This window comes from Paramicrobacterium agarici (assembly GCF_002563955.1).
In the GTDB taxonomy this organism is placed as follows: domain Bacteria; phylum Actinomycetota; class Actinomycetes; order Actinomycetales; family Microbacteriaceae; genus Paramicrobacterium; species Paramicrobacterium agarici.
The window spans coordinates 65,339-81,858 of record NZ_PDJE01000001.1 but is presented as its reverse complement, the minus strand read 5'-3'; the positions used below and the strand labels follow the sequence as shown (position 1 = coordinate 81,858).

Here is a 16,520-nt window from a genome sequence, read left to right as displayed (position 1 = left end):
GTGCCACACCGTTGCGGGACCGCCGCACGACAAGAAATGGAATGAATTCAGTGTCAGAGAGAAACCGAGACGACGTCGACTGGGCAACCGCGGCTGAGCAGTCGTCAGAGGTCGACGAAGCCCAAGAGGGCAACGTCCTCGCCGGAAACGAGCAGGCCGTCGAGCCCGCCGAGAACCGCGCGCTGCACGTCGAAGACGGCGACGTCGAGGGCTCCCTCGATGCTGCGCTCGACGCTCTCGGACAGACGTCGGAGGACTCGGACGCCGAGGCCGCCGACGAAACCGAAGAGGCCGAGGTCGACCCGTACCAGGCGTTCCGCACGGAACTTCGCATGATGCCGGGTAAGTGGTACGTCATCCACTCGTATGCCGGGTTCGAGCGCCGTGTGAAGGCGAACATCGAGCAGCGCAAGGGAACGCTCGAAGTCGAGGACTACATCTACCAGGTCGAGGTCCCCATGGAAGACGTGGTGGAGATCAAGAACGGCCAGCGCAAGATGGTGACTCGCGTGCGCGTTCCGGGTTACGTGCTCGTGCGCATGGACCTCAATGAAGACAGCTGGTCCGTCGTGCGCCACACGCCAGGCGTCACCGGCTTCGTCGGCAACGCGCATAACCCGGTGCCGTTGCGCTTCGAAGAGGCATTCAACATGCTCAAGAGCCTCGTCGAGGTCAAGGAGACCGCTCCGGCAAAGTCGACAAGCTCGGGTGGCGCGAAAGCACAGGCCCGCCCGATTCCCGCAGAGGTCGATTTCGAGGTCGGCGAGACCATCACCATCAAGGAAGGCTCGTTCGCGGGTCTGCCCGGCACGATCAGCGAAATCAAGCCCGAGAGCGGCAAGCTCACCGTGCTCGTCTCGCTCTTCGAGCGCGAGACTCCGGTCGAGCTCAGCTTCGACCAGGTCACCAAGCTTTAGAACCTCGGTCGGGGAGCTTTGCGGCACCCGACCGGATTACCGCGGCCCGGCCAGGGCCGTCGGGAGAGCATCCGCCACGTCCGGCGGAGTTCGATAACCAGAAGAAGGAAGAAACATGGCACCGAAGAAGAAGGTTACTGGTCTGATCAAGCTTCAGATCAACGCCGGCGCCGCCAACCCCGCCCCGCCGATCGGTCCGGCGCTGGGTCAGCACGGCGTCAACATCATGGAGTTCTGCAAGGCGTACAACGCAGCGACGGAGTCGCAGCGCGGAAACGTCGTGCCGGTCGAGATCACCGTCTACGAGGACCGCTCGTTCACGTTCATTCTCAAGACCCCGCCGGCAGCCGAGCTCATCAAGAAGGCTGCGGGAGTCAAGAAGGGCTCCGGAGTTCCCCACACCACCAAGGTCGGCAAGCTGACCCAGGACCAGGTGAAAGAGATCGCCGAGCAGAAGATGGCGGACCTCAACGCGAACGACATCGACGCCGCGAAGAAGATCGTCGCCGGCACCGCTCGTTCCATGGGCATCACCGTCGAGTAACACTCGTTCCCCAGACATCAGTGGCAGCGCCGGCCAGGCGCAGATGACCACATTCTCAACAGGAGAAAAACATGGCACAGAAGTCAAAGGCCTACAGGGCCGCAGCCGAGAAGATCGAGGCTGGAAAGCACTACACCCCGAACGAGGCTGTCGCCCTCGCAAAGGAGACCGGTTCGTCGAAGTTCAACTCGACGGTCGAGGTCGCACTGAAGCTCAGCGTCGACCCGCGTAAGGCGGACCAGATGGTTCGCGGTACCGTCATTCTTCCTCACGGTACGGGCAAGACCGCCCGCGTCATCGTCTTCGCAACCGGTGCTGCCGCTGAGGCGGCCATCGAGGCAGGCGCAGACGAGGTCGGCGGCGACGAGCTCATTCAGAAGGTTGCCGACGGCTACACCGATTTCGACGTCGCCGTATCGACGCCGGAGCTCATGGGCAAGGTCGGTCGTCTCGGTAAGGTACTCGGTCCTCGCGGCCTCATGCCGAACCCCAAGACCGGAACCGTGACCCCTGACGTCGCGAAGGCCGTGAGCGACATCAAGGGCGGAAAGATCGCCTTCCGCGTCGACAAGCACGCCAACGTTCACTTCGTCATCGGCAAGGCCAGCTTCACGGCCGAGCAGCTGAGCGACAACATCAACACCGCTCTCGAAGAGGTCGTGCGCCTCAAGCCGACAAGCTCGAAGGGCCGCTACATTCAGAAGGGTGCCGTGTCGACAACGTTCGGCCCCGGCATCCCGCTTGACGTCAACGTGATCTGATTCACCTGACGCGAAGAGACCCCCTGCTGCTCAGCGGTAGGGGGTCTCTGCATGCATCGTGGTCCATTGCACCGATCGCCGGTAGGCTAGCGACCGTGACGGCTGTTCGGCGGGCAACGCTCAATGACGCAGAGAACATCTCGACCCTCGCTGTCGAGACGTTCGGGCTCGCGTGCCCACCGGACATGGCGCAGACCGACATCGAAGCGTTCTGCCGTGACAACCTCTCGCCGGCGCGGTTCGAAGCCCATCTGAGCGATCCCACTCGAATGCTGCTTGTGGTCGAGGACGCCGGGATGATCGCCGGCTACACGCTGCTGATCGATGCGCCTCCGAGCGATCCACTCGTCGACGAAGCCGTGACAGCGCGACCGGCCGTCGAGCTCAATAAAGTGTACGTGCGCTCGAGATCGCACGGCTCCGGCCAGGCGGGCACGCTCATGCGCGCAACTCTCGAAACAGCCGTCGGGCACGGCGCACGCGGTGTTTGGCTCGGAGTGAATCAGCTCAATGCGCGAGCCGTGCGCTTCTATGAGAAGTCGGGCTTCACCGTCGTCGGCACACGGCGATTCAAAGTCGGTGCCCGGTGGTGCGACGATTTCGTGATGCAGAGCGTGCTGCGGGACTAGGACGTGGCGAGCGTGAGCACGACCTTGCCCCGCGTGTGTCCGGTCTCGACGGCGGCGTGCGCGTCAGCAGCATCCGCAAGGTCAAACGTCTTGTCGATGTGCACGCGCACCTCTCCCTGATCGATCAGCCGCGTGATCTTCGCGAGCACCTCCCCGCTGGGCGTGAGCGTGAACCGCGTTGCGCGGACTCCCGCGGAATCCGCTTCGTCTGCCATGGTGGGGAACGAGCCGGTCGGAACGTTGACGTAGAGGCCGCCATTGCGCAGCACCCGCAGCGAGCGCGAACCGGTGTCGTCCGAGACGTTGCCGATGAGATCGATGACGACGTCGACGTCGGAGAGCTCGTCGTCGAAGCGCGTTGCCCTGTAGTCGATGACGGTGGACGCCCCGAGCGAGCGCACGAATTCGAGATTGTCTTCGGATGCTGTCGAGATGACTTCTGCGCCGAAGAAACGCGCGAACTGCACGGCGAACTGGCCGACACCTCCCGCGCCTGCGTGGATGAGGATGCGCTGTCCGTGGTGGGCGCGCGCGACGTCGACGACAGCGCCCCATGCCGTGAGAGCCGCGAGCGGAACAGAGGCAGCCTCAACGTGGGAGAGCGTCTGCGGCTTGGGAGCGACGCACAGCGTGGGCGCGGAGACATACTCGGCGTGGCTGCCCGAATACCGGGGAAGACGCGTCATGCCGTACACCTCGGTGCCGTCGCTGAGCGGATGCGCCTCGTAGGGCGCCCGCGCAATGGTTCCGCTGAAGTCGTGACCCAGAACGGCGGGATAGTCGAGCGCCTTCGACGTCGGGCTCACACCCGAGCGGATCTTCGTGTCGATGGGATTGACGCTTGCCGCCGCAACGTTCACGAGGACCTCACCGATGTAGGTGGGCGGGACGGGAACAGTCGCCACGTGGAGGGCCGTTGCCGGACCCGGCTCATCGATGACGATCGCGGTCATGGACTCGGGGACGGGTGCGCTCTCGGTCATACCCGCAGTCTGCCACAGGCGACGCGCATGTCACGCGGAGCGGGAGGTGCGGTGATGCAATTCGTCGATGAGCTGGTTGGCGAGAGAGATGAGCCGGGTGATCTGCGCTTCGTCACGGTCGACCCACTGGCACAGTGGCTCATCGCCGACGGGAACAAAATTGTCATGCTGTTCCCAGACCACGAGCGTGCGCTCGGCGCCCAGTACGTACTGCTGCCACCACACCTGGCGAAGGTAGTGGCGAGGAATCGAGCGCCACGGTTTCGTCGTCGTCTTGATCTCGGCGAGAACGACACGTTCGTCGGGTGTCGCGGCGACGCCGTCCGGAGTGGCGAGATGCCGGTGCTCGACCTCGGCACGGAACAGCGCGGACGACGGTTCGATGCCGTGAGTCGCTGCAACCCACGCGGCGATCTCGGGCTCGCGTCGCCGTCCGTGCTCGGTGTAGACATTGCCCGTGAAACCGGTGCCGTGCAGCTTCGCGGTCGCGGCCACCTGAATGGAGTGCGGCGTCGAGAGCTTCGCGACATCTGTAGCCGTGATGCCTCGAGAACGCGCCCGGAGCCAGCCGACGCGATCGCTTGAATCAGCGATGATGCGGCTGGTGAGACGGGAGTGCACGTGTCTATTCTCTCCCCACCCGGCGGATGCTGCTGACACCCTGCCGCGCGTCGCGCTTTCGTCGCCGCTACAGCAGCTCTGCGCGCAGCTGGGCCGGTGATTTGGGGGAGAGCAGTCCCGGCGGAACGTCGAGAACAGTAAATGCGCCGTGCTGGTTCTGCTGGCTCAACCGGTGCACGGCCCGCGCGTAGGCAACCAGAACGCTTGCCGTGAACTCGGGATTGCTCTCGAGCGCAAGGCTGTACTCGATGATCTGCGCGTGATCCTGACCCGTGAGGCCGCTGCGCAAGACGAAACCCCCGTGCGGCATCGCGGAGTGGTCGCGTGCCAGCTCATCTGCCGTGATGAAGGTGACTGTCGTGTCGTAGTCGGCGAAGTAGTGCGGCATCGCCACGATAGCCTCGCGCACGGCGTCGGCGTCTGCGCCCTCCTCGAGCACCACGAAGCACTCGCGCGTGTGCTTCTGACGCGTCGTCAGCACGGGCCGCGTGCCGCTGCGCACGGCGTCGACCGCCTTCTGCGAGGGCAGCGTGTACTGCACAGCATCCGCGACCCCGTCGACGCGTCGCACCGCGTCTGAGTGACCCTGGCTGAGCCCGCGCCCCCAGAACGTGTACGTGTCGCCGTCGGGCAGCAGGGCCTCGCCGAACAAGCGGTTCAGTGAGAACATGCCGGGGTCCCAGCCCGTCGAGATCAGTGCCGTCGTCTGCGCGCGTCGAGCGGCAGCATCCACCGTCTCGAAGTATTCGGGAATGCGCGCGTGCGTGTCGAAGCTGTCGACGGTGTTGAACCGCGCCGCGAGCTCTGGGCCCTGCACCGGAAGATCTGTTTTCGAGCCGCCGCAGAGAATCAGCACATCGATGTCGTTTTCGTGCTCGGTGAGCGCGTCGATGGTGAAGACGGATGCTGACGGGTCGATCGGCGTAATGCTCGCGCTCGGTCTTCTCGTGAAGATTCCGGCGAGGCTCATGTCGGCGTTCTTCGCGATTGCGGCTTCGACGCCGCGGCCGAGATTGCCGTATCCGACGATTCCGACGCGAATCGGCGTTGATGCAGAGGCGGGCGATGCGGCGCCGGGCGTTGTGTTCACTCTTCTCCGAAGTCGGTGCTGTTGCTGGTCACTTCAGCGTACGGCAGAGCGCAGCGCGGCGTCGTGCCGTGACGGCGATAGCTCAGCGGCCCTCGTGCGGCACGGGAGTTGACGCGCGGAGCAGCGCATCGACGTTCTCGGGCGCAAGGGCAGAGTTGATGACCATGATGGCGGCACCGAGAGCCCCCGCAGACTCACCGCCGCGGGAGGTGACGATGGAGAGATCCTGCGTGGCAAGCGGGATCGACCGCCTGTATACGACCTCGCGCACGCCCGCGATCAGGTGCTCACCCGCGCGCGCGATGCTGCCGCCGACCACGACGACGGAGGGATTGAGCAGATTGACGACGCCCGAGAGAACCTCGCCGACGTCTCGGCCCGCCTGACGCACCGCCTCGAAGGCCTCGGGACGTCCGGCGCGAACGGCCGCAACGACGTCTGCGCTCGTCGACCCGCCAATGCGCGCCGCGATCGCCGGGCCGCCGGCGATGTCCTCAAGGTCGGGCGAGGACGCGCTGTCAGAGACGGGAAGGCGCACGTGCCCAAGATCGCCCGCAGACCCTCGAGCTCCGCGTTGGAGCTCGCCACCCATGATGATGCCCGCGCCGACTCCCGTCGACACTTTCACGAAGATGAGCTCGTCGGAGTCGGGCCACGACATCGCGTGCTCGCCGAGGGCGAGAATGTTCACGTCGTTGTCGACGAGCACGTCGACACGGATGCTGCGCCGAATGTATGCGGGAACGTCGAACCGGTCCCAGCCGGGCATGATCGGCGGGTTCACGGGCAGTCCCGTTGAATGCTCGACGGGACCGGGAAGCCCAACGCCGATGCCGAGAAGGTCTGTTTCGCGGTGGCCCGTGTGCTTCAGCAGGCTGAGCGCCTCTGTTGTCGCCCAGTCGAGCACCGTCTCGGGTCCGTCGGCGATCCTGAGCTGCGCAGAGCGTTCGGCGAGGATGCTGCCGGCAAGGTCGGCGATTGCGACGACGCCGTGCGTTGCGCCGATGTCGATGCCGATGACGACACGGGACGCGGGAGCGAAAGCGATGCGCGAGGGCGGTCGCCCTCCCGACGAGGCGGCTTCCCCGGCGGGGGCGACGAGGCCGAGCGCGAGAAGCGCGTCGACGCGCGTGGCGACGGTCGATCGAGAGAGCCCCGTGAGCGCGGCGATCTCGGCCTTCGTGCGTGGAACGCGGTCACGCAGAATCTGCAGCAGGTCGCCCGTCGAAGTGGCTCGCGTCGACGCGCGTCCCGTGACATTGACCATGTTTTGAGTAAACCATACGTCTCTATTGGCAATCGACGTATAACTTCTGCTTGACAGTTGTTAGAAGTGCGAATTGAATAGAACGACAGGCATGACCGCCACCGCTCATTGAGGAGAAACGTGACTTCGTCCGCAACATCAGTGCAGCTCTACACCGTGAGAGAGGCAACCGCTCAGGATCTCCCGGGCACACTCCGTCGGCTCGCCGACGCCGGCTTCGATCGCGTCGAGCCGTTCGCGTTCACGACGTTCCCCGAGCTCGCCGCTGGCCTCACAGACAACGGCCTCGCCGCCCCGACAACGCACCAGGGCTTCATCGCGGACGGCAGCATTGAGGAGGTGGCGCGCGCCGCAGCATCCATTGGCATCTCCACCGTCATCGACCCGTTCGTCGCGCCCGAGAAGTGGACGACCGCCGAAGACGTGGCCGACACGGCTCGCCGGCTCAACGAGGCCGCGACCGTGGCAGCTCAGCACGGCATCACAGTCGGCTACCACAACCACGCCCACGAGATCGAGAACACGATCGACGGCGTCACCGCACTCGAGTACTTTGCCGGGCTTCTCGACCCCGCTGTCGTTCTCGAGGTCGACACGTACTGGGTGGCCGTCGGCGGCGCCGACCCGGTTAATCTGCTCGCCACGCTGGGCGATCGCGTCGTCGCGATCCACGTCAAGGACGGCCCCGCGACGGCCGAGGCCAAAGACCAGGTTCCCGTCGGGCAGGGTTCGCTCGATATTCCCGCGATTCTCGCCGCAGCACCGAACGCGCTGCGCGTCATCGAACTCGACGACTCGCGCACTGACCGCTTTGACGCCGTCGTCGAGAGCCTCGACTATCTGCGCTCGCTCGAGACGGGAGCCGACGCGTGAGCCGGGTCGGAGTCGGCGTCATCGGCGCCGGCGTGATCAGCACGCAGTACCTCGAGAACCTCACGACGTTCCCCGATCTCGATGTGCGGTTCATCGCTGACCTCGATACCGAGCGTGCAGCCGCTCAGGCGCAGAAGTTCGGCATCGCGGCATCCGGCACCGTCGACGAGCTTCTCGCCGACGATGACATCGAGATCGTCGTCAACCTCACGATTCCGGCTGTGCACGTCGACGTTGCCCTTCAGGCGATTGCGGCGGGCAAGCACGTGTGGAGCGAGAAGCCGTTCGCACTCGATCGAGAATCGGGCAGGATGCTGCTGGACGCCGCACACGCGGCCGGAAAGCGTGTGGCGACAGCGCCAGACACCATCCTCGGCGCGGGAATTCAGTCAGCAAGGCGCATGATCGAGTCGGGCGAAATCGGCGCACCCCTCACCGCACTTACGCTCATGCAGAGCCCTGGTCCCGAGTCATGGCACCCGAACCCCGACTTTCTGTTCCAGGAGGGTGCAGGGCCCCTGTTCGACATCGGCCCGTACTACCTCACGACGCTCGTTCAGCTGTTCGGGCCGGTCAAGCGGGTCACCGCGACAGCATCAAAGTCGCGCGCCACGCGGATTATCGGCTCTGGACCGCGCGCGGGAGAGAGCTTCGACGTCACCGTTCCGACGCACGTCGCCGCCATGTACGAGTTCGAGAGCGGGCAGACCGCGCAGAGCATCTTCAGCTTTGATTCGAAGCTCGGTCGCACGCAATTCGAAGTGGCGGGCGTCGACGGAACGCTTGTCGTTCCCGATCCGAACACGTTCGAGGGCGACTTGATCGTGCACAGGGGAACCGACGAGGTCGAGACCGTCGCCTCGAGTGGAGCGACAACGTCGCGAGGCACGGGCGTGGCCGAGCTCGCGCAGGCGATTCGCGAGAACCGTCCAGAGCGCGCATCGGGAGAGCAGGCATTTCACGTTCTCGACATCATGGTCTCGACCATCGAGGCAGCAGAATCGGGCGTTCCCGTATCGGTTGAGAGCACTGTCGAGGTGCAGCCGGCGCTTCCCGAAGGGTGGGACCCGCGTCAGGCGGTGATCTCCCGATGAGCGCTGCGCTCCGCGTCGGAGTCGTCGGCGGCGGTTTCATGGCCGCCGTTCATTCGCGTGCCGCGCGCGCGGCAGGTGCTGAGCTGGTCGGGATCGTCGCCTCGTCTCCCGCGCGCTCGCAGCAGGTCGCGGGTGAGCTGGGAATTGCTCGCGGCTTCGACTCGCTCGACGATCTCCTCGACAGCGTGGACGTCGTGCACGTCTGCACGCCGAACGCGCTGCACGCGCCCCAAGCGCTCGCCGTACTCGAAGCGGGTCTGCCTGTCGTCTGTGAGAAGCCGCTTGCGACGACCGTCGCCGACGCGGATCGTCTTGTGCAGGCAGCATCCGGTCTGACGGCCACCGTGCCATTCGTCTATCGCTTTCATCCGCTCGTGCGGCACGCGCGTGCCCGCATCGCCTCGGGAGAGGCGGGGCGTGTGCTGACCATTCGCGGCTCGTACCTGCAGGACTGGATGCTCGAGTCGACAGACGACAACTGGCGGGTGGATGCCGCAGCGGGCGGCCGTTCTCGGGCGTTCGCCGACATCGGCTCGCACCTCATCGACCTGATCGAGTTCGTCACGGGCGACCGCGTGGCGCGGGTGGCCTCGACAGCACGCACGTTCTTCGGTGATCGCGCGCAGCACAGCGACATCACGACGGAAGATGCCGCGGCCGTCGTGCTCGAGACCACGGGCGGCGCCATCGGCACGCTTCTCGTCTCCCAGACGGCTCCGGGCCGCAAGAACGCCCTGACCATCGAGATCGCGGGCAGCTCCGAGAGCATCGGCTTCGAGCAAGAGCATCCCGAGACGCTGTGGGTCGGGCGGCGGGCGGGAAGCCTTGCCGTTCCGCGTGACGCCGACCAGCTTGCTCCGGATGCTGCGCGGCTCTGCACGGTTCCCGCAGGCCACCCGCAGGGCTACCAGGACGCCTTCAACGCATTCGTCGCAGACACGTATGCGGCGGTCGGCGGTGCAGCTCCCGACGGGCTGCCCCGCTTTGCTGATGGACTGCGCGCCGTGCAGCTCACGGACGCGGTCATGGACGCCGCCGAGATGGGCGCGTGGGTCGACGTACCCGGGCTGTAAAAGGAGAGAGACAATGACACACGAATCGACGCACCCGGTCACCTTGTTCACGGGGCAGTGGGCAGATCTTCCGTTCGAGGAGGTGGCGCGGCTGGCGAGCTCATGGGGCTACGATGGCCTCGAGATCGCCGCGTCGGGCGACCACCTCGACCTTGAGCGAGCCGACGCCGACGATGCCTACCTGAAGAGCCGGCTCGAGATTCTCGACCGCTACGGGCTGCGCGTGTTCGCGATCTCGAACCACCTCACGGGTCAGGCCGTGTGCGACGACCCGATCGATTTTCGCCACAAGGCGATCGTGCGTCCGTCCACGTGGGGCGACGGAGACCCCGAGGGCGTGAGGCAGCGCGCCGCCGAAGACATGAAGCGCTCAGCACGCGTTGCTCGCAAGCTCGGCGTCGATGTTGTCGTCGGGTTCACCGGGTCGAAGATCTGGCCGTACGTGGCGCAGTTCCCTCCTGTTCCAGCATCCGTCGTCGACGAGGGATACGAGGACTTCGCGAATCGCTGGAACCCCATTCTCGATGTGTTCGATGCCGAGGGCGTGCGCTTCGCTCACGAGGTGCACCCGTCAGAGATCGCGTACGACTACTGGACGAGCGTTCGCACTCTCGAGGCGATCGACCACCGCGAGGCATTCGGGTTCAACTGGGACCCGAGCCACATGATGTGGCAGCAGATCGACCCGGTCGGCTTCATCTGGGAGTTTCGCGACCGCATCTACCACGTCGATTGCAAGGACACGCGCATGCGGCCTGCTCAGGGGCGCGCCGGCGTGCTCGGATCGCACCTTCCCTGGGGCGATCCGCGCCGCGGATGGGACTTCGTCTCGACCGGTCACGGCGACGTGCCGTGGGAAGATGCATTTCGGGCGCTGAACGCGATCGGCTACAGCGGCCCCATCTCGATCGAGTGGGAGGATGCTGGAATGGATCGCCTGCACGGAGCGAAGGAGGCCGTCGGCTACATTCGCTCTCTGCTGTGGAAGCAGCCAGAGGCGTCGTTCGATGCCGCGTTCAGCAATCAGTAAGCCAGGCGCAAAAGACCCCCTCGACGGGGACTTTCGCGTATGAGCCCAGCCGCATAGCATTGGCGCATGCGTACGCGCGAAGGTGCCGTCCGCGCCGCGATTGCGCTCCCCATCGTTTTAGCGCTCGGGTACGAACTCGTGCGCACGGCGGGTCTGCTTGAGGTGAGCGTGCTCGAGAACCTCATCGATTATGTGAGTTACTTCACGACGCTCTCGAACGTTGTCGCGGCAGCCACACTCGGTGTCGGGGCGGTCATTGCGGTGCGCGCGGAGGAGGACCCGGAGTGGTACGGCCAGCTCGTGGTCGCATCGATCGCGTACACGATGACGACCTTCGCCGTGTACAACATCTCGCTGCGGCCCGTCTCGACGGCACCGGACAGCTGGGCCAACGAGGTGTTGCACGTCGCCGGTCCGCTCTCGATGGCGGTCTGGTGGGCGGTGAGTCCGCACCGGCGAACGGTGCGCTGGCGCAGCATCCTCACGGTTCTCGCCGTTCCGAGCGTCTGGCTCGGCTACACCATGGTGCGCGGCGAGCTTGTGGGCTGGTACCCGTACGACTTCCTCGATCCGAGAAACGCCGGAGGACTGGCTGCGGTCGTCGGCTACGTGCTTGTTGCGGTGGGCATTATCTGCGCCTGCGCCGTTCTGGCTGTCGCAGTCAGCCGCCCGCGGCCATCATGGTTCGTCGCGGTACAGCGCCACGGCCGTCAGCAGCTGATCAGTGCGAGGCGCGCCCTCGGCACGGAACACCTCGCGCCCGCTGGGCGAGCGCAGCAGCAGAGTCGGCGTCGAACGGATGCTGTCGGCCTCGGCCTGCGCCTCGTTGGCGACGACGTCCCGTTCGGCCGAGGTGATTCCGGGCACGAGCCGCTCAACATCGGCCACGGCCCTCCGCGCGGCCGCACACGGAGCGCAGAACGCCGACGTGTACAACACAATGTCCATAGCAGGGTCAACGCTCGTCGCGGTGCACCTGTTCCCGCTCGGTCACCGTCTCGTTGACTTTGCTGAGAAGGTCGCGCAGACGGTGGATGTCATCGATCTCCCACAGTGACAGCCGTGAGCGCAGCACCGAACGGTTGTCGGCCAGCACTGAATCGAGGCTCTCGCGTGCCGTGTCGGTCAGGCGCACGAGCTGAGCGCGCCGATCGGACGGGTCAGGCACACGTGTCACCAGACCGAGGCCTTCAAGCTGGCGCACGATGCGGCTGATCGCTCCCTTGTCAGCAAACAGACGGTCGGCGAGCACGCCCTGCTGCTGGTCTTCGTCTGCGCTCAGCTCGCGCAGCAGCTTGTAGCCGAACACCGTGAGCTCCGGATGCACGGCGGCGGCTCGCCTCGTGAGCACGTGGCGCACTTGGGTATACATTGCGGCGAACTCCTGCTCGACCTCGCTGATCGCGGTGTCGTGATCAGCGAGGCGGGCACTGTGCTCGTCGGCCATGGCCAACATCCTAGCGATCGAGCCCGTCGTCGCGCCGATCGTGAACGACGCCGATCGGTGACGTTCGCGGCTCTGCGGCAACACTCGCCTCGGCGAGCTGCGCGACTTCCACACCCGCTTGGTCGGCGGGCGTCTCGGCGAGGCGCTCATGGTTGGTCTTGTCGCTCAGTGAGAGGTTCGGCAGGAACGCGACGGCAATGATCGTCACGAGCGCAAGCGGAGCCGCCACGAGGAAGATATCGGCGACGGCCTGACCGTAGACGGACTCGATGATGACACGAACACTCTCGGGCAGCTCCTTCATGGCGGGAAGCTGGCCTCCGGAGAGCTGCTCCGCAACGGCCGCTCCCTTCTCTCCGAGCTTTGCGATCGCGGCCATCAGGTCATCCTTGCGCTCAGCGAGGAGGTCTGTGGCCTGAGAGCCGAGCACGGCACCGAGTGCCGAGATGCCCACGGTCCCGCCGAGGCTGCGGAAGAAGGCGACCCCCGAGCTCGCGACACCGAGTTCCGCCGGGTCGACGGCGTTCTGCACGACGAGCACCATGTTCTGCATCACCATTCCGACGCCGGCGCCGAGCAGCACCATGTACGCGGAGACGAGCGCGAAGTTGGTGTCATAGCGAATCGTGCTCATGAGGAACATGCCGACCGTTAGCATGATCGACCCCGTGACCATGTACCGCTTCCAGATTCCGGTTCGCGTGATGACCGCGCCGATGATGGTCGACGAGACCAGCATCCCACCGATCATGGGAATCGTCATGAGACCCGACTCCGTCGCGCTGGCCCCGCGAGCGAGCTGCATGTACTGGCTGAGGAACACCGACGTGCCGAACATCGCCACACCGACCGAAATGCTGCCGACGACGGCGAGAGTGAATGTGCGGTTCTTGAACAGCGTCAGGGGAATGATCGGGTTCTTCGCCTTGAACTCCACGATCATGAAGGCGGCGATGATCACGAGAGATCCGCCGACCATAAGGACGGTTTCGGTGCTCCACCAGTCGAACTCGGTGCCGGCGAGACTCACCCAGATGAGCAGCAGAGAGACGCCCGCCGCCAAAAGCACGGTTCCGAGGTAGTCGATGCTGACGCGCGTGTGCGGGCGGCGCGGCAGGTGGAGAGTCTTCTGCAGCAGAATGAGCGCGACGATCGCGAACGGAACGCCGACGAAGAAGTTCCAGCGCCAGTCGATGCCGTCGGTCAGAAATCCGCCGACGAGCGGACCGCCGACGGTTCCGACTCCCATGACGGCGCCGAACAGGCCCATGTACTTTCCGCGTTCACGAGGGCTCAGAATGTCGGCCATGATGATTTGGCTGAGCGACGTGAGACCGCCGGCGCCGAGTCCCTGGAAGACGCGGAAGGTGATGAGCGTCCCCGGGTCCTGCGAGAACCCCGCGGCGGCAGATGCCGACACGAAGATCACGAGCGCGATCTGAATGAGCAGCTTGCGGTTGAGAATGTCCGCGAGCTTTCCCCAGATGGGCGTCGACACCGTCGTGGCCAGAAGCGTCGCGGTCACGACCCACGTGAACGATGCCTGGCTCCCGCCGAGGTCCGCGATGATGATCGGAAGCGAGCTGCTCACGACGGTTCCGGCAAGGATCGACACGAACATGCCGGTCAGCAGGCCGGAGAGCGCCTGCAGCACCTCACGGTGCGTCATCTTGGCGGGCGGTGAGGCAGGGGAGACGGAGGTCGAAGAGGTTGTCACGCGGTAATGCTCCAGGGGCTAGATCGTTGTATTCGTCAACAATACGTCAGATGGTTGACCTTGTTCAACTATTTTTCGGGTCGGATGCTGTACTCGCGGCGAACTCCCAGGAGCGTTCCCCGTTGCTCTCGCGCACACGTTCGGCGCGCATGATGCTCGTTCATAGACGTCTCATAGGTGAACGCGGATACTGGAGGCATGAGCATGTATCCCGCAGCTGCAGACCCGGTGACGACAAAGCTGACGCGCGCGGATGGCACTCCGATTCGCGTGCTCGCCGTCGACGATGAGGCGAGTCTCACAGATCTGATCAAGATGGCCCTGCGTTACGAGGGCTGGGACGTTCAGACAGCGGCGACCGGGCACGAAGCGCTGGCACGCGCACGCGAGTTCCGGCCCGACGTTGTCGTTCTCGACATCATGCTTCCCGATCTCGACGGAATGTCCGTGCTGCACAGGCTGCGCGCTGACGGAGACGATGTTCCCGTGCTCTTTCTGACGGCGAAGGATGCTCTCGACGACCGAATCGCCGGTCTCACGGCCGGCGGTGATGACTACGTCACGAAGCCGTTCAGCCTCGAAGAAGTCGTTGCGCGCCTGCGCGGACTCATCAGGCGAACAGCACAATCCTCACTAGCGTCGGACTCGATCATTACGGTCGGTGACCTCGTGATCGACGAAGACAGCTACGAGGTGACGCGCGGCGGTGAGCCCATCGAGCTGACCGCGACGGAGTTCGAACTACTGCGGTATCTCATGCGCAATCCGAGGCGCGTTCTGAGCAAACCGCAGATTCTCGACCGAGTGTGGAGCTATGAATTCGATGGCAAGGCGAGTGTCGTCGAGCTGTACATCTCGTATCTTCGCAAGAAGATCGACGCGGGGCGCGAGCCGATGATCCACACGGTGCGAGGAGCGGGTTACATGCTGAAGGCCGTGTGACGTGGGACGTCACAAGCAGCGGCCGCTTCGCCGCAGCCTTGTCTTGGCAACTGTCGCGTTCATCTCGCTGTCCGCCCTGGTGATCGGGCTCGTCAGCGTCTTCAGCCTGCAGTCGATCCTGCTGAACCGCATCGACAGGCAGCTTGTCGAGGCAGCCTCTCGTTCGGCCGCTGCAGTGGGCCCTTCGACGCCAGAGTCCGATTCGAGTCCGGACTTCATCGGCTCGCAAGGCCAGTCGATTGGAACGCTCGGTGCTGTCCGCATCGACGGGTCGGTCGTCATCGGCGCGTATCTCGACCAGAAGCTCGACAGTCCGCTTCTGAGCAGCACGCAGTTGGAGCAATTGCAGAGCGAAGACGTCGGGCAGCGCCCGGAGAGCGTCTATCTCGGCTCGAGTCTCGGCAATTACCGTGTGGTGGCGGTGCCGCTCAACCACAGGATCGACATCATCGTCGGTCTCCCCCTGTACGAGATCGAGGCGACGATCTCTGAGCTTGTGCTCGTTGTGGCGATCGTCGCACTGGGCGCGCTCGTGCTTTCGGGGGTGGGGGCATACGGCCTCGTGCGCCTGACTCTTCGGCCGCTGGAGCGCGTCACGGCCGCCGCGACGACCGTGTCGACAATGACGCTCGACCGCGGAGATGTCGCGCTCGCCGTTCGGGTTCCCGACGACGACACCGACACGCAGACGGAGGTCGGTCGCGTCGGTCTGGCGATCAACCGCATGCTCGAACACGTGTCGAACGCGCTGCAGGCGCGTCAGCGCAGCGAAGACAAGGTGCGTCGCTTCGTCTCCGACGCCAGTCACGAACTGCGCACGCCGCTCGCATCCATCCGCGGGTATGCCGAACTGACCCGCATGAGCGGCGAAGCCATTCCCGACGACGCCGCGTACGCGATCGGCCGCATCGAATCGGAATCCCGGCGCATGACCGACATCGTCGAAGACCTACTTCTGCTCGCGCGACTTGACGAGGGGCGGCAGCTCGACGACGCGCCCGTCGACGTTACGGAACTCGTTCACGACGCCGTGTCCGACGCGCGTGCAGCAGCGGGTGATCATGAATGGCTCGTGGATGCTCCGGAGCATCCGGTCATGGTCAGCGGTGACCACGGTCGGCTGTTTCAAGTGGTCATGAATCTGCTGTCGAACGCGCGCGTGCACACGCCCGCTGGAACAGTCGTGGAGACGGCGCTCGCCGTCCACGAGCACGATGGCACGAGCGTCGCCGAGATCACGATCTCCGATGACGGCCCCGGAATCGACCCCGACATGGTTGACGCGGTCTTCGAGCGCTTCGTCCGCGGCGATTCGTCGCGAGCACGCTCGACAGGCAGCACGGGCCTCGGGCTCGCTATCGTTCAAGGCGTCGTGACGGCGCACGGCGGCGAGTCGAGCGTCACGAGCGAGCCGGGGCACACGGTCTTCCGGATCACGCTGCCGCTCATGCCGTCTTCTGCCGTATGACAGGGTGGTGGCGGATAACGCACTTGACAGGGTGCGAGGACGCTGATTCACTCGACATCAGATA

The 16,520-nt window shown here is 65.1% G+C and carries 17 protein-coding genes; 11 read left to right on the top strand and 6 right to left on the bottom strand.

What is annotated here, in order from left to right; genetic code table 11:
- Window positions 1-50 precede the first annotated feature (50 nt).
- The 4 genes from nusG to ATJ78_RS00360 all read left to right on the top strand — a co-directional run bounded on the left by nusG (window position 51) and on the right by ATJ78_RS00360 (window position 2,851).
- Window positions 51-917, top strand: a complete 867-nt coding sequence (gene nusG / locus ATJ78_RS00375; RefSeq protein WP_098405796.1) for a transcription termination/antitermination protein NusG — start codon at window positions 51-53, stop codon at window positions 915-917.
- Window positions 918-1,032: 115 nt separating this feature from the next.
- Window positions 1,033-1,461 carry a 50S ribosomal protein L11 gene (gene rplK / locus ATJ78_RS00370; protein ID WP_098405795.1) on the top strand — a complete coding sequence of 143 codons (429 nt, stop codon included), beginning with the start codon at window positions 1,033-1,035 and terminating at the stop codon, window positions 1,459-1,461.
- A 71-nt stretch (window positions 1,462-1,532) separates the two neighbouring features.
- A complete protein-coding gene (gene rplA / locus ATJ78_RS00365; protein WP_098405794.1) occupies window positions 1,533-2,222 on the top strand; it encodes a 50S ribosomal protein L1 in 690 nt (229 codons plus the stop codon).
- Window positions 2,223-2,317: 95 nt separating this feature from the next.
- Window positions 2,318-2,851 carry a GNAT family N-acetyltransferase gene (locus tag ATJ78_RS00360; RefSeq protein WP_211288400.1) on the top strand — a complete coding sequence of 178 codons (534 nt, stop codon included), beginning with the start codon at window positions 2,318-2,320 and terminating at the stop codon, window positions 2,849-2,851.
- Here the strand turns inward: ATJ78_RS00360 and ATJ78_RS00355 are convergent.
- From ATJ78_RS00355 to ATJ78_RS00340, 4 genes are all read right to left on the bottom strand, one after another.
- The gene (locus tag ATJ78_RS00355) at window positions 2,848-3,834 is read right to left on the bottom strand and encodes an NADP-dependent oxidoreductase (RefSeq protein WP_245836148.1); all 987 of its coding nucleotides are present in this window, start codon (window positions 3,832-3,834) and stop codon (window positions 2,848-2,850) included. The two genes, ATJ78_RS00360 and ATJ78_RS00355, sit on opposite strands and share 4 nt — an antisense overlap.
- Window positions 3,835-3,864: 30 nt before the next feature.
- Window positions 3,865-4,455 (bottom strand): YqaJ viral recombinase family protein, encoded by a 591-nt coding sequence (locus ATJ78_RS00350; protein ID WP_098405793.1) that lies wholly within the window; start codon window positions 4,453-4,455, stop codon window positions 3,865-3,867.
- Window positions 4,456-4,522: 67 nt separating this feature from the next.
- A complete protein-coding gene (locus ATJ78_RS00345; RefSeq protein ID WP_098405792.1) occupies window positions 4,523-5,545 on the bottom strand; it encodes a diaminopimelate dehydrogenase in 1,023 nt (340 codons plus the stop codon).
- A gap of 82 nt (window positions 5,546-5,627) precedes the next feature.
- On the bottom strand, window positions 5,628-6,812 hold the full coding sequence (locus tag ATJ78_RS00340; protein ID WP_098405791.1) for an ROK family transcriptional regulator: 1,185 nt from the start codon (window positions 6,810-6,812) through the stop codon (window positions 5,628-5,630).
- 120 nt (window positions 6,813-6,932) lie between these two features.
- Here ATJ78_RS00340 and ATJ78_RS00335 point away from each other — a divergent pair, with 120 nt between their 5' ends.
- From ATJ78_RS00335 to ATJ78_RS15830, 5 genes are all read left to right on the top strand, one after another.
- Entirely contained in the window at window positions 6,933-7,685 is a 753-nt protein-coding gene (locus tag ATJ78_RS00335) for a sugar phosphate isomerase/epimerase family protein (RefSeq protein WP_245836147.1), read from the top strand.
- Complete coding sequence (locus tag ATJ78_RS00330) at window positions 7,682-8,779, top strand: Gfo/Idh/MocA family protein (RefSeq protein ID WP_098405789.1); 1,098 nt, start codon at window positions 7,682-7,684, stop codon at window positions 8,777-8,779. Before ATJ78_RS00335 ends, ATJ78_RS00330 begins: the two co-directional genes overlap by 4 nt.
- A complete protein-coding gene (locus ATJ78_RS00325; protein WP_098409111.1) occupies window positions 8,776-9,852 on the top strand; it encodes a Gfo/Idh/MocA family protein in 1,077 nt (358 codons plus the stop codon). Before ATJ78_RS00330 ends, ATJ78_RS00325 begins: the two co-directional genes overlap by 4 nt.
- Window positions 9,853-9,865: 13 nt before the next feature.
- Entirely contained in the window at window positions 9,866-10,882 is a 1,017-nt protein-coding gene (locus tag ATJ78_RS00320; RefSeq protein WP_098405788.1) for a sugar phosphate isomerase/epimerase family protein, read from the top strand.
- A gap of 66 nt (window positions 10,883-10,948) precedes the next feature.
- Window positions 10,949-11,887, top strand: coding sequence for a Pr6Pr family membrane protein (locus ATJ78_RS15830; RefSeq protein ID WP_156088581.1), 939 nt, complete (start codon window positions 10,949-10,951; stop codon window positions 11,885-11,887).
- Here the strand turns inward: ATJ78_RS15830 and ATJ78_RS16170 are convergent.
- Complete coding sequence (locus tag ATJ78_RS16170; RefSeq protein ID WP_281253349.1) at window positions 11,838-12,329, bottom strand: MarR family winged helix-turn-helix transcriptional regulator; 492 nt, start codon at window positions 12,327-12,329, stop codon at window positions 11,838-11,840. The genes ATJ78_RS15830 and ATJ78_RS16170 overlap by 50 nt on opposite strands.
- Before the next feature lie 10 nt (window positions 12,330-12,339).
- Window positions 12,340-13,998 (bottom strand): MDR family MFS transporter, encoded by a 1,659-nt coding sequence (locus ATJ78_RS00300; protein WP_098405785.1) that lies wholly within the window; start codon window positions 13,996-13,998, stop codon window positions 12,340-12,342.
- A gap of 246 nt (window positions 13,999-14,244) precedes the next feature.
- Between ATJ78_RS00300 and ATJ78_RS00295 the strand changes: the two genes are divergently transcribed.
- Complete coding sequence (locus ATJ78_RS00295; protein ID WP_098405784.1) at window positions 14,245-14,988, top strand: response regulator transcription factor; 744 nt, start codon at window positions 14,245-14,247, stop codon at window positions 14,986-14,988.
- 1 nt (window position 14,989) lies between these two features.
- Window positions 14,990-16,456: a sensor histidine kinase gene (locus tag ATJ78_RS00290; protein ID WP_098405783.1), complete on the top strand. Its 1,467-nt coding sequence runs from the start codon at window positions 14,990-14,992 to the stop codon at window positions 16,454-16,456.
- Window positions 16,457-16,520 lie beyond the last annotated feature (64 nt).